This is a genomic window from Nocardia carnea, assembly GCF_029868855.1.
GTDB lineage: Bacteria > Actinomycetota > Actinomycetes > Mycobacteriales > Mycobacteriaceae > Nocardia > Nocardia carnea_A.
Genome location: NZ_JARWOV010000194.1, coordinates 147996 through 161461, shown reverse-complemented (window position 1 = coordinate 161461; position 13466 = coordinate 147996). Strand labels below are relative to the sequence as shown.

Sequence of the window (13466 nt, the reverse complement as noted above, 5' to 3'; positions counted from 1 at the left end):
TATCCTGCTGGGGTTGCCGGGTTTTGCTTTTGTTGTGTGCGTTCCGCGGGCGGGGGGGGCGGGGGGCCCCGCCCCCCGGCCGGGTATTCGTGAGGTCGGCGGGATGTGGGATGTCCGCGACCTCTGTGGGATCCGCCGAGGCCGAACGTTGCTGCCGGGCGATTGCCGCACTCGCTTTTCGCAGATTTACTGTTGTCGGTACTGCATCGGCGGTATCAGGTCCACAGCGTCGCGATCAGCACATTGACGATCGCGAGTCCACCGGCCGCATCGGGCATCCACGCCGCATCCCTGCCGCGTTTCGCATCGGCACGTGCCATCTCCGCGAACGCGGCCACCAGTACCGAGATCACCAGTTTGATCCCGATTTTCACCATGTTCAGGTCTTTGTCCAGCGAGGACACCGATTCGGCCAGGCCGACCAGGACCACACCCGTGATCAGTTGGGCCCGTGCGCCCCAGACCATCACCTCATTGACCGCCGGGCGCCCGGCCGCGTATCCGCCGACGACGGCCGCCATCCCGAGCAGATGGGTGACGACCACAACGTTGTAGACGAGTTCCATGATCGGAACGCTACTCGATCTACGCGCGGGCTACTACGCAGAGTCGTAAATCGGTGCCGGCATCCGATTACCACGGACCGCACAGGCCCCGACGCTCCCTCGCTGTGCCCGGCCGGACAGGCCGTTACCGCACCGGCGGACGGATCAACCGACGAACTCCGCGGCCCGGCCGGCCATGTCCAGCAGCGGTTGTGGCGCGATACCCAGAACCAGTGTGACCACGCCGGCGACCGCGATCGACGCCATCGTGGCCGGCGGCCTGACCACGATCGGTGCATCGACGGGTGGGTCGGTGAAGAACATCAGCACGATCACCCGGATATAGAAGAAGGCCGCCACCGCACTGGCCAGCACACCCACGATCACGAGCAGCCCCGCATCGCCGGCGGCCGCCGCCTGGAAAACCGCGAACTTCGCGACGAACCCCGCGGTGACCGGGATCCCGGCGAACGACAGCAGCAGCAGGGCGAACACCGACGCGAGCCACGGCGCACGCCGGCCGAGGCCGGCCCAGCGCGACAGTGCGGTGGCTTCGGTCCCGTCGGGTTCGCGCACCATACTCACGACCGCGAACGCGCCGAGCGTGCCCAATCCGTACACGAACAGGTAGAACAGCGTCGACGAGATACCGCGGTCGTTGGCCGCGACCAGCGCGGTCAGCAGGAAACCGGTATGCGCGATCGAGGAATACGCGAGCATACGTTTCATATCGGTCTGGGTGATCGCCAGTACTGCACCGACCACCATCGTTGCCACGGCAACGGCGGCCAGCACCGGCCGCCAATCATCGGCGATCTCGGCGACACCGACGTGCAGCACCCGCAGCAGGGCGCCGATCGCCGCGATCTTGGTGGCCGCCGCCATGAAGGCGGTGATCGGTGTGGGCGCGCCCTGGTACACATCGGGCACCCAGGCCTGGAACGGGACCGCACCGATCTTGAACAGCAGACCCACCGCCAGCATGGCGACACCGAGCAATGCGAGCGTGGGCGCACCGGATTCGGCCGCGAGCGCCTCGGCGATACCGGTCAGCCGGACGGTTCCGGCCTGTCCGTAGAGCAGCGCCACTCCGTACAGGAAGAACGCCGACGAGAACGCGCCGAGCAGGAAGTATTTCAGCGCTGCTTCCTGCGAGAGCAACCGGCGCCGCCGCGCCAGCCCGCACAGCAGGTACAGCGGCAGCGAGAGCACCTCGAGCGCGACGAACATGGTGAGTAGATCGTTGGCCGCCGGGAACAGCAGCAATCCGCCCAGCGCCAGGAGCAGCAGCGGGAACACTTCGGTGGGTGTGAGACCCGCTGTTGCCGCGGACCGTTCGGCGCCGCTCCCGGGCACCGCGGACGCCTGCGGGGTGAACGCGTCCATTCCGTAGTCGGGTACGGCGGCGGCCCGGCTCCACGTACCGGGGCCCGAGCGCGGGCGGGGCAGCGGTCCGCGTTCGGCGACGAAAAGCACCGCCAGGATTCCGACGACCAGCAGCGTGCCCTGGAGGAACAGGGTCACCCCGTCGACGGCGACCGCGTCGGCGACGGCGGTCATCCTGGTTCCGGACAGGAGCACCACCGCGATCAACGCGGCGACCAGAGCGGTGAGGGTGAGCACCAACTGGGCGGGATACCGGCGGGACCGCGGGACGAAGGCGTCCATCAGGACGCCCAGGACAGCGGCCCCGAAAACGATCAGAATCGGTGCCAGTGCGTGGTATTCGATACTCGGCGTGGGTATCGAGGCGGCCAGGATTCCACTGCCGTGCGGATCAGCGCTCATGGGGCACACCTCCGGTATTCGCCGCTTCCGGTTGTACCGGGACCGGCGGTGGGGGATCGACACTGCCGATGGTGGTGAGGGTCTGATGTACCGCGGGATCGATGAAATCGAGAACCGGCTTCGGATACACCCCGAGGAAGATCAGGGCACCGACCAGCGGCACCACCACGACCAGTTCTCGAGGCACCAGATCGCGGATACCCTCGTTGCCCTCGGCCACGGGCCCGGTCATCATCCGCTGGTAGAGCCACAGCACATAGATCGCGGCCAACACCAGGGCCCCGGTGGCGAGGATCGCGGCCACCTGGTAGCGGCTGAATGTGCCGACGAGAACCAGGAATTCGCTGACGAACGGCGCGAGACCGGGTAGCGACAGCGTGGCCAGGCCGGCGACGAAGAACGTTCCGGCCAGGACCGGCGCCACCTTCTGCACCCCGCCGTAGTCGGCGATGAGCCGGCTGCCCCGGCGCGACACCAGGAACCCGGCCACGAGGAACAACGCCGCCGTGGAAATTCCGTGGTTCACCATGTACAGGGTCGCCCCGGTCTGGCTCTGGCTGGTCATCGCGAAGATGCCGAGCACGATGAAACCGAAATGCGAGATCGACGTGTAGGCGATCAGTCGCATGACATCGGTCTGCCCGATGGCCAGCAGCGCACCATAGAGGATGCCGATGACGGCGAGGGCGATCACCAACGGTGCGTAGGTATCCGAGGCGGCCGGGAACAGCAGCAGGCAGTAGCGCAGCATGCCGAAGGTACCGACCTTGTCCACCACGGCCATCATCAGCACCGCGCTGGCCGGTGTCGCGGAGACCGCGGCATCCGGCAGCCAGGTGTGCAGTGGCCACAGCGGCGCCTTCACGGCGAACGCGAACATGAAGCCCAGGAACAGGGCATTGAGCACCGCCGGTCCGGCGCCGAGCTCGCCGGCGTTCGCGGCTGCCACCACCGCGCGCAGATCGAAAGTACCCGCCCCGTCCACGCCGAGATCCTGCTGGACGGTGAGTACGTATAGACCGACCACCGCCGCCAGCATGATCAACCCACCGAGCAGGTTGTACAGCAGGAATTTCACCGCGGCACGCGAACGCTGCTGCCGGACGGCCGCGCTGTCGGTGCGCGGCCCGAATCCGCCGATGAGGAAATACATCGGAATGAGCATGGCCTCGAAGAACACGTAGAACAGCAAGATATCGAGGGCCAGGAACGAGACCAGCACCATTCCCTCGACGAGCAGGGTGAGGGCGATATAGATATGTGCCACGCGTTTCCCGGAGCCCACCTCGCGGTCGTCGTGCCAGCCCGCGACGATCAGCAGCGGCACCAGTCCGGCGGTGAGCAGCGTCAGCACCAGCGCGATCCCGTCGACGCCGAGGGTGTAGCCCGCGCCGAACGCCGGTATCCAGGTGTGCGATTCGACGAACTGGAATTGTTCCCCGCCCGGCTGGAAGGCCATGGCGACGCCGAGTGCCACGGTCAGTGTCGCCACCGCGAACACAAGCCCGGTCCAGCGGGCCACGTTCGGCCGGGTGGTGGGCAGTAGAAGCACGACTGCCGCACCCACCACGGGAAGCAGCCAGAGCACGGTCAACCAGGGCACGGCGCTCACCAGATCCTTACGGCCAGCAGGGCGGCGGCCACCAGGGCCGCGCCGGTGAACATGGACAGGGCATACGAACGGACGAACCCGGTCTGCACCCGGCGCGCCCGCGCGGACAGTCCGCCGATGAAGGCGGCGCAACCGTTGACGAGTCCGTCGATACCGCGGTTGTCGAGGAAAACCAGGGCCCGGGTGAGATGCCGGCCGGGCCGCATGAACGCCGCCTCGTTGACCGCGTCCCCGTAGAGGTCACGGCGAGCGGCCACGGTCAAGGCAGACACTGGCGCCGGCGCGGTGGCGGGAACCGTCGCGCGGCCGTACTGCCGGTAGGCGAGCCCGAAACCGATCGCGACCACCCCGAGCGCGAGTGCGGTGATCACGGGCACCGGCAAGGCGGGTTCGCCGTGGTGTTCGCCGACGACCGGGGCCAGCCAGTGCTGCAGAGAGGAGCCCCAGACGAATACCGCACCGGCGCCGACGGAACCGAGCGCCAGCAGAATCATCGGGCCGGTCATCACGCCGGGGGATTCGTGCGGGTGGGTATCGGGTTTCCAGCGGCGCTCACCGAAGAACGTGAGCAGCATGACCCGGGTCATGTAGAAGGCAGTGAGTCCGGCGCCGATCAGGGTGACAGTGCCCAGAATCGGCCCCGCGATACCCTCTGCGGCGAACGCGGCCTCGATGATGCGGTCCTTGGAGAAGAACCCGGCGAACGGCGGTACGCCGATGATCGCGAGATACCCCAGTCCGAAGGTGACATAGGTGATCGGCAGCAGGGTGCGCAGACCGCCGTAGCGGCGCATATCGGTTTCGTCGTCCATGGCGTGCATCACCGACCCGGCGCCCAGGAACAGGCCGGCTTTGAAGAAGCCGTGGGTCAGCAGATGCATGATGGCCACCGCGTAACCGGCGGGTCCGAGGCCGACGGCCAGGACCATATAGCCGATCTGGCTCATGGTCGACGCGGCGAGCGCCTTCTTGATGTCGTCCTTTGCGCAGCCGATGATCGCGCCGAACAGCAGGGTCACCGCACCGACCAGCACCACCGCGACCTGCGCGGTGGGTGCGAGATTGTAGATCGGATTGGACCGGGCGATCAGGTACACACCGGCGGTGACCATGGTCGCCGCGTGGATGAGCGCCGACACCGGGGTGGGGCCCTCCATCGCATCCCCGAGCCAGGACTGCAGCGGAACCTGCGCGGATTTACCACAGGCGGCCAGCAGCAGGAGCAGCCCGATCACGGTGAGGGTGCCATCGCTCGCGGCGGAGGCCGACCCGAACACCGCGTCGAAATCGACCGAGCCGAAGGTGGCGAACATGACCATCATGGCCAGCGCCAGCCCCATGTCGCCGACCCGGTTCACCACGAATGCCTTCTTGGCCGCCGTCGCCGCGGTCGGTTTGTGATACCAGAAGCCGATCAGCAGGTACGAGGCGAGACCGACGCCTTCCCAGCCCAGGTACAGCACCAGGTAGTTGTTCGCCAGCACCAGCAGCAGCATGGCCGCGAGGAACAGGTTGAGATAGGCGAAGAAGCGCCGACGGCCGGGGTCTTCGCTCATATAACCGACCGAGTAGATGTGGATCAGCGAGCCGACGCCGGTGATGAGCAGGGCGAAACAGATCGACAACTGGTCCAGTGCCAGCCCGAAATCGACCTGCAGCCCGGCCACCGGAACCCAGCTGAACAGATCCGCCGCCACCGCGCGGTCCGGATCGGCGCGGCCCAGCATCCCCACGAAGCCCACGATCGCGACGGCGAAGGAGGCGAGCGCGGCGAAGGTCGCGAGCAGATGGCCCCAGGTATCGGCGCGACGGCCGGCGAGCAGCAGTACGGCGGCGCCGGCGAGAGGCAGGGCGGGCAGCAGCCACAGCGTTGCGGTATCCACGTCAGTGTCCTTTCGACCTGTTCGGGAGCGCTGCGTGGTGACACTGCGCTACCGCCTGCGCGTTCGATCCGAACATGTCAGAACTTCAGGAGGTTGGCGTCGTCGACCGAGGTCGAGCGGCGGGCGCGGAAAATGGTGATGATGATGGCCAGCCCGACCACGACCTCGGCCGCGGCCACCACCATCGTGAAGAACGCGAAAACCTGACCGTCGAGATTCGCGTGCATCCGGGCGAAGGTCACGAACGCGAGATTGACCGCGTTGAGCATGAGCTCGATGCACATGAACACGATGATGGCGTTGCTACGCAACAACACTCCCGCGGCGCCGATCGTGAACAACAGCGCGGACAGGAACAGATAGTTCTCGGGATTCACCGGGTACCTTCCTCGTCGGCCGGGCGAGCGGTGGAGTGGCCCGCGCCGGGCGGCGCGGTACCCCCGGCGCCGGGGGGCGCGGTATCACCGATGGTGCTGTCCGTCGCCGGGGTCCCGACGGACAGGACGGCCGCATCGGTGAGCGCCCGGGTGCGGCGATGCCGCAGGATGGTGGAAACGGATAATTCCTCGAAAGAGCCGTCCGGGAGCCGGGCGGGGATATCGACGGCATTGTGCCGGGCGTAGACACCGGGCGTCGGTAGCGGTGTCGGCCGGTGCCCGGCGTCGCGGAACCGCCGCCGGGACAGTTCGCGCTGGCCGAGTTTCGGGCCGAACTGTTCGCGGTGCGCCAGCAGCATGGCGCCGATGGTGGCGGCGATGAGCAGGGCTCCGGTGAGCTCGAACGCCCACACATAACGCACGAAGATCAACTCCGCGAGCGCGCCGATCACATCCTGTCCCGGGAAACCAGTGGCGGGGAAGGCGATATCGGAACGCCGGATACCGTGCGCGATCCCGGTGCACAGCAGGATGCCGAATCCGATTCCCACCACGGCGGCGGCGATCCGCTGCCCCCGCAGGGGCTCCCGCAGGGATTCCGCGGAATCGACACCTACCAGCATGAGCACGAACAGGAACAGCATCATGACGGCACCGGTGTACACGACGATCTGGACGACACCGAGGAACAGTGCGTCCTGGGCGATATAGAAAACCGCCAGGCTGATCATGGTGGCGGCCAGGCAGATCGCCGAATGTACGGCCTTGGCGGCGAAGACCATACCGAGTGCGCCGAGTACTGCCAGCGGCGCCAGGATCCAGAACTGTACGGCCTCGCCGGTTCCCGTCTCGGTCAGAGGTGCGGCGGCCAGGAGTGCGGTCGCGGGGCTCATCGGGTGCCTCCCTGCCCCGCTCCGGCGACAGGTCGTGCGGTGTCGCCGTGTACCCGGCCGAGGTAGTAGTCCGCCTCCGTGGTGCCCGGTTGCATGGCGTGCGGCGGGGCCTGCATATCGGGTGCCAAGGGCGCGAGGAGCCGGTCTTTCTCGTAGATGAGATCGGCCCGGTTGTCGTCGGTGAGCTCGTAGTCGTTGGTCATCGTCAGGGCCCGGGTGGGGCAGGCCTCGATGCACAGACCGCATCCGATACAGCGCAGATAGTTGATCTGATACACGCGGCCGTAGCGTTCACCGGGAGAGAAGCGTTCCTCCTCGGTGTTGTCGGCGCCCTCGACGTAGATCGCGTCGGCCGGGCAGGCCCAGGCGCACAGTTCGCAGCCGATACATTTCTCCAGCCCGTCCGGGTGCCGGTTGAGCTGGTGCCGGCCGTGATATCGCGGCGCGGTGGGCACCTTCTCCTCGGGATAGAACTCGGTATTCGGCTTCTTGAACATGGTGCCGGCGGTGACCGCGAAACCCGCCAGCGGTTCGAAGAGCCCGGGGGAGGAGGTGATGGTGGAGGTCCGCGCCGGAAGTGGCGGGGTCGGGAAGCCGAGGAAAACTTCGGAACCGCTCGGCCGCCCCGCGGCCGATGCGGCGATATCGTCCTCCGGCGGAAATTCCGGAGCCGGCGCGGGAGTACGGCCGGCGCGGAGGAACAACCCGACCAACAGCGCGGTGACCAGCAGTCCGGCGATCACCAGGATCGGCGTGGCCGCCGAATAACCTTCCAGATCGAGGACGCGGGCGGTGGCCACGACCATCACCCACGCCAGCGAGGTCGGAATCAGCAGCTTCCAGCCGAGGTTCATGAACTGGTCGTAGCGCAGCCGCGGGAGGGTGCCGCGCAACCAGATGAAGACGAACAGGAACATCCACACCTTGGCGGTGAACCAGAGCAGCGGCCACCAGCCCGAATTCGCGCCCTCCCAGAGGTTGATCGGGAACGGCGCGCGCCAGCCACCCAGGAACATGGTGGTCGCCAGCGCGGAGACCGTCGCCATGTTCACGTACTCGGCGAGCATGAACATGGCGAACTTCAGCGACGAGTACTCGGTGTGGAAGCCGCCGACGAGCTCGCCTTCCGCTTCGGGAAGGTCGAACGGCGCACGGTTGGTCTCGCCGACCATGGAGATGCAGTAGATCAGGAACGACGGCAGCAGCAGGAACACATACCAGGTGGGCTGCTGGGCGGCGATGATCCCCGAGGTCGCCATGGTGCCGCCGAGCAGGAACACGGCCGCGAAACACAGTGCCATGGCGATCTCGTAGGAGATCACCTGAGCAGTGGAGCGCAGGCCGCCGAGCAGCGGGTAGGTCGAACCGGAGGCCCAGCCGGCCAGCACGATTCCGTATACCCCGATCGAGGTGATCGCCAGGATATAGAGCACGCCCACAGGCAGGTCGGTGAGCTGGAGGGCGGTGTTGTTCCCGAGGATCGATACCTCCGGTCCGAACGGGATCACCGCGAATGCCATGACCGCGGCGATCACCGAGATTATCGGGGCGAGCACGAAAATGGGTTTGTCGACGATCGCGGGGACGATGTCTTCCTTGAACGCCATCTTCACCCCGTCGGCCGCGCTCTGCAGCAGGCCCTTGGGGCCGACCCGGTTGGGTCCCACCCGCATCTGCATCCAGGCGACGACCTTGCGTTCGACCAGCACCCCGAACAGGACGGTCAGCAGCAGGAACACGAAAATGGCGACGGCTTTGGCGGCGACCAGCCACAGCGGGTCGAGGCCGAAGAGAGAAAGATCAGTCATGGTCGGAGGCCTCCGTCCGTTCGGCGCGCCGCACGGTGACGACACTGCCCGGTCCGGCGCCCAGATCGGTGTGAACCGAACAGCCGGGTGAATTCATCGGCAGCCACACCACCCGGTCGGGCATGGGCGTGACCACCAATGGCAGGGTGACGGCGCCCTGTTCGGTGGCGACCGTCACCGGGTCACCGTCGGCCGCGCCCGCTTCCGCGGCGGTGGCCGCCGACATGCGGGCGACCGGTGCCCGGGCGATACCCGCGAGATTCGGCTCACCGTCCTGTAACCGGCCGCGGTCGAGCAACATCCGCCAGCCGGCCAGCACCGCGGTCCCGGCCGCGGGTTCGGTCACCCGGCCGGCCGGATACGCGGGCGCGGTGAGGGTGGTTCCGGACCAGCCCGCGAACCGGTCGAGCTCGGCGCGGGCGGCGGCGGTATCGGGCAGGCCCAGCGCTACACCGAGTTCCGCGGCGAGGCTGTGCAGTACCCGCAGGTCCGACATCGGCGCCGCGGTGCGCCGCACCGTACTGTCGGTCAGTGCCGCGGTGAACGGCCGCGGGCGCCCCTCCCAGGTGCGGTAGGTTCCGGATTTCTCCATCGCCGTCGCCACCGGGAACACCACATCGGCGTATGCGGTCACCTCGCTGTGCCGTTGCTCCAGGGAGATCACGAAATCCGCGCGCGCGAGCGCGGCCCGGGCCGTGGCCGGATCGGGAAGGTCGGCGAGTTCGACACCGCCGACGACGAGGCTGCCGACCTCGCCGGTGCCGTCGAGAACCGAACCCGTATCGCGTCCCGGAGTCTTCGGCAGTTCGTCGATATTCCAGACCTCGCAGACCTGCCGCCGCGCTTCCGCGTCGGTGACCGGACGACCGCCCGGGAGCAGACCGGGCAGGGCACCCGCTTCCACGGCGCCGCGTTCCCCGGCCCGCCGTGGCACCCACGCCAGCGCGGCACCGGTATCGGCGGCCAGCCGGAGCACCGCCGACAGCGCGCCGGGGGCGGCGGCCAATCGTTCGCCCGCCAGGATCACCGCGCCGGGTTCACGCAGCAGCCGGGCCAGGTTCGCCGAAACAGGCTCCGGTACAGCCGAGGGTGCCGGCCCGCCGACTTCGCCGAGCGCGGCGAGGGCCTGTGCTTCGGCACCCGGCACCGTCGGAAGCAGGGTGCCCGACATCCGTTCCAGACCGCGGGAGGAGTACGCGGCGACGGAGTAGACGGGCAGGGCGCGAGTGCGCGCCTGCTTGCGCAGCCGCAGGTAGACGATGGGCGATTCCTCTTCCGGCTCGAAACCCGCGAGCAGCACCACCGGCGCCGTGTCCAGGCTGTCGTAGGTGACGGAGTCGGGATGGCCGGCGACCCACGCGCCGAGGAACTCGGCTTCCTCCGCGGAATGGGCGCGGGCGCGGAAATCGATATCGTTCGTGCCCAGCACCACCCGAGCGAACTTGGCGTAGGCGTAGGCCTCCTCCTCGGTGATCCGCCCGCCCGGCAGTACCGCCGTGTTCCCCGCTCCGGTGCGCAGCCCACGCGCGGCGGCGGCCAGTGCCTCCGACCACGAACACGGCGCCAGTTCGCCGTCGGAACCACGCAGTAGCGGGCTGGTGATCCGGTCCCGTTCGGTGGCGTAGGCAAAGGCCCAGCGGCCCTTGTCGCAGTTCCATTCCTCGTTGACCTGCGGGTCGTCACCCGCCAGCCGGCGCATCACCTTCCCGCGCCGGTGATCGGTGCGTTGTGCGCACCCCGAGGCGCAGTGTTCGCAGACACTGGGGCTGGACACCAGATCGAAGGGACGGGCCCGGAAGCGGTAGCTGGTCCCGGTGAGGGCGCCGACCGGGCAGATCTGCACCGTGTTGCCGGAGAAGTACGAATCGAGCGGTTCGTGCTCGGCGGTGCCGACCTGTTGCAACGCACCGCGGTCGAGTAGTTCGATGAACGGATCCCCGGCGATCTGCTGCGAGAAACGGGTGCAGCGTGCGCACAGCACACAGCGTTCCCGATCCAGCAGTACCGCGCTCGACAGCGGAATCGGTTTGGGGAAGGTACGTTTCACGCCTTCGAATCGGGTTTCGGTACGCCCGGTGGACATGGCCTGGTTCTGCAGCGGGCATTCGCCGCCCTTATCGCACACCGGGCAGTCCAGCGGATGGTTGATCAGCAGCAGTTCCATCACACCCTGCTGTGCCTTCTCCGCGGCCGGTGAACTCAACTGGGTGCGGGCCACCATGCCCTCGGTGACCGCCATGGTGCAGGACGCCACCGGTTTGCGCTGGCCCTCCACTTCCACCAGGCATTGCCGGCAGGCGCCCACGGGCGCGAGCAACGGGTGGTCGCAGAATCGCGGGATCTGGACGCCGATCAGTTCGGCGGCCCGGATGAGCAGCGTCCCGGCCGGGACGCTCACGGTGGTGCCGTCGATGGTGAGGGTGACCAGGTCGGCGTGCTGCAGATCGGCGGAATCGGAACGGACGGTAGCTGTCATCGGATTACCTCTCCGGCCGCGGTCGGGGCCCAGGCGGTGGCGCGCGCGGGGTCGAAGGGGCAGCCACCTCGTTCCAGATGGGCGATGTACTCGTCGCGGAAGTACTTCATGGAGGACACGATCGGGCTGGCAGCACCGTCGCCGAGCGCGCAGAACGACTTACCGTTGATGTTGTCGGCGATATCCAGGAGTTTGTCCAGATCGGCGGGTGTGCCGAGACCGGCTTCGAGCCGGGTGAGCAGCTGCACCAGCCAGTAGGTGCCTTCCCGGCACGGCGTGCATTTGCCGCATGATTCGTGCGCATAGAACTCCGTCCAGCGCAGCACGGCCCGCACCACACAGGTGGTGTCGTCGAAGATCTGCAGGGCTTTCGTGCCCAGCATCGACCCGTGCGCCATCACATTCTCGTAATCCAGTGGTACATCGAGATGTTCGGCGGTGAACAGTGGGGTCGAGGAGCCGCCCGGTGTCCAGAACTTCAGCTGATGGCCCGCCCGGACGCCATCCGCGTAGCCGAGTAGCTCCCGCAGGGTCACGCCGAGCGGCGCTTCGTACTGACCCGGCCGGGTGACGTGTCCGGACAGCGAGTACAGCGTGAAGCCCGGCGATTTCTCGGTGCCCATGGCGCGGAACCAGCCCGGCCCGTTGCGGAGTATCGGCGGCACGCTGGCGATCGACTCGACATTGTTGACCACGGTCGGGCTGGCGTAGAGCCCGGCGACCGCGGGAAACGGCGGCCGCAGCCGGGGCTGGCCGCGGCGGCCCTCCAGTGAATCCAGAAGCGCGGTTTCCTCACCACAGATATAGGCGCCGGCGCCCGCGTGGACGGTGAGTTCGAGGTCGTATCCCGACCCCAGGATATCGGATCCCAGCAGCCCGGCGGCATAGGCCTCGGTGACGGCGGCCTGTAGTCGGCGCAGCACCGGCACCACTTCACCGCGTAGGTAGATGAACGCATGCGCGGCCCGGATGGCATAGGCCGCGATGATCACACCTTCGACGAGCGAATGCGGGGACGCGAGCATCAAGGGGATGTCCTTGCAGGTGCCCGGTTCGGATTCGTCGGCGTTGACCACCAGATAGTGCGGTTTCACCGTGCCGTCGGGTTCCGGCCCCTGCGGGATGAATCCCCATTTCATCCCGGTGGGGAAGCCCGCTCCGCCACGACCGCGCAGCCCGGCGTCCTTGACCGTGGCGATGACGTCGTCGGGCGTCATGGCGAACGCGATCGACAGTGCTTCGTATCCCTGGTGCGCGCGGTAGGTGTCGAGAGTCCAGGAGTTCGGCAGATTCCAATACCTGCTCAGTACCGGAGTCAAGCTCATCGGGCACCGTCCTCACCGGTTTCCGGGATCTCGGGGGCACGCATTCCCTGTTCGCGTGCGAGATCCAGACCTGCCAGCGTGGGACCGCCCGGGTCGCCGTCGAGCACGCCGGGGCGGGTATCGGGGAATCCGGCCAGTACGCGTGCGGTCTCGCGGAAGGTGCACAGTGGCGCTCCCCGGGTCGGCCGGACCGATTGCCCGTCGCGGAGGTCGTCGACCAGGGTCTTCGCCGATTCGGGCGTCTGATTGTCGAAGAATTCCCAGTTCACCATGACGACCGGCGCGTAATCACAGGCCGCGTTGCATTCGATGTGCTCGAGGGTGATCTTGCCGTCGGCGGTGGTCTCCCCGTGCGCGATGCCCAGATGCTCGCGCAGTGTCGCGAGGATGGAGTCGCCGCCCAGAACCGCGCACAGCGTGTTCGTGCAGACACCGACGTGGTAATCCCCGGTCGGGGTGCGCCGGTACATGGAGTAGAAGGTCGCCACCGCCGTCACCTCGGCACCGGTGAGGCCCAGCAGTTCGGCGCAGAACTCGATACCGGTACTGCTCACGAAGCCCTCTTCCGACTGCACCAGATGCAGCAGCGGCAGCAGGGCCGACCGCGGCTGCGGGTACCGGCCGATGATCTCCTTCGCATCCGGTTCCAGCCGGGCCCGGACCTCGTCCGGATAGGGTTGTGGCCGGGTACTCAGGCGCAGCAGGATCTCGGTCATGGAGCCTCCTTCGAAGCCGTGGCACGCCGTCGGCGGCCGGCGA

10 protein-coding genes are annotated in these 13466 nt (G+C 67.6%); all 10 read right to left on the bottom strand.

The annotated features are described in order from the left end of the window. Positions 1 to 215: 215 nt before the first annotated feature. The 10 genes from QH195_RS18455 to nuoE all read right to left on the bottom strand — a co-directional run bounded on the left by QH195_RS18455 (position 216) and on the right by nuoE (position 13423). The gene (locus QH195_RS18455; RefSeq protein WP_280423289.1) at positions 216 to 566 is read right to left on the bottom strand and encodes a hypothetical protein; all 351 of its coding nucleotides are present in this window, start codon (positions 564 to 566) and stop codon (positions 216 to 218) included. Positions 567 to 710: 144 nt separating this feature from the next. Further along, positions 711 to 2333 (bottom strand): NADH-quinone oxidoreductase subunit NuoN, encoded by a 1623-nt coding sequence (gene nuoN, locus QH195_RS18450; protein ID WP_280436312.1) that lies wholly within the window; start codon positions 2331 to 2333, stop codon positions 711 to 713. Beyond that, complete coding sequence (locus QH195_RS18445; RefSeq protein WP_280436311.1) at positions 2323 to 3945, bottom strand: NADH-quinone oxidoreductase subunit M; 1623 nt, start codon at positions 3943 to 3945, stop codon at positions 2323 to 2325. The genes nuoN and QH195_RS18445 overlap by 11 nt, the downstream gene beginning before the upstream one ends. Next, positions 3942 to 5828, bottom strand: coding sequence for an NADH-quinone oxidoreductase subunit L (gene nuoL / locus QH195_RS18440; protein ID WP_280436310.1), 1887 nt, complete (start codon positions 5826 to 5828; stop codon positions 3942 to 3944). The genes QH195_RS18445 and nuoL overlap by 4 nt, the downstream gene beginning before the upstream one ends. Positions 5829 to 5905: 77 nt before the next feature. Then, complete coding sequence (gene nuoK, locus QH195_RS18435) at positions 5906 to 6205, bottom strand: NADH-quinone oxidoreductase subunit NuoK (RefSeq protein ID WP_033241823.1); 300 nt, start codon at positions 6203 to 6205, stop codon at positions 5906 to 5908. Continuing rightward, complete coding sequence (locus QH195_RS18430; protein WP_280436309.1) at positions 6202 to 7098, bottom strand: NADH-quinone oxidoreductase subunit J; 897 nt, start codon at positions 7096 to 7098, stop codon at positions 6202 to 6204. The genes nuoK and QH195_RS18430 overlap by 4 nt, the downstream gene beginning before the upstream one ends. Further along, entirely contained in the window at positions 7095 to 8906 is a 1812-nt protein-coding gene (gene nuoH, locus QH195_RS18420) for an NADH-quinone oxidoreductase subunit NuoH (protein WP_432278367.1), read from the bottom strand. Before nuoH ends, QH195_RS18430 begins: the two co-directional genes overlap by 4 nt. Further along, on the bottom strand, positions 8899 to 11382 hold the full coding sequence (locus QH195_RS18415; RefSeq protein ID WP_280436308.1) for an NADH-quinone oxidoreductase subunit G: 2484 nt from the start codon (positions 11380 to 11382) through the stop codon (positions 8899 to 8901). Before QH195_RS18415 ends, nuoH begins: the two co-directional genes overlap by 8 nt. Continuing rightward, positions 11379 to 12707 (bottom strand): NADH-quinone oxidoreductase subunit NuoF, encoded by a 1329-nt coding sequence (gene nuoF, locus QH195_RS18410; protein ID WP_280436307.1) that lies wholly within the window; start codon positions 12705 to 12707, stop codon positions 11379 to 11381. The genes QH195_RS18415 and nuoF overlap by 4 nt, the downstream gene beginning before the upstream one ends. Next, positions 12704 to 13423 carry an NADH-quinone oxidoreductase subunit NuoE gene (gene nuoE / locus QH195_RS18405; RefSeq protein WP_280436306.1) on the bottom strand — a complete coding sequence of 240 codons (720 nt, stop codon included), beginning with the start codon at positions 13421 to 13423 and terminating at the stop codon, positions 12704 to 12706. The genes nuoF and nuoE overlap by 4 nt, the downstream gene beginning before the upstream one ends. Positions 13424 to 13466 lie beyond the last annotated feature (43 nt).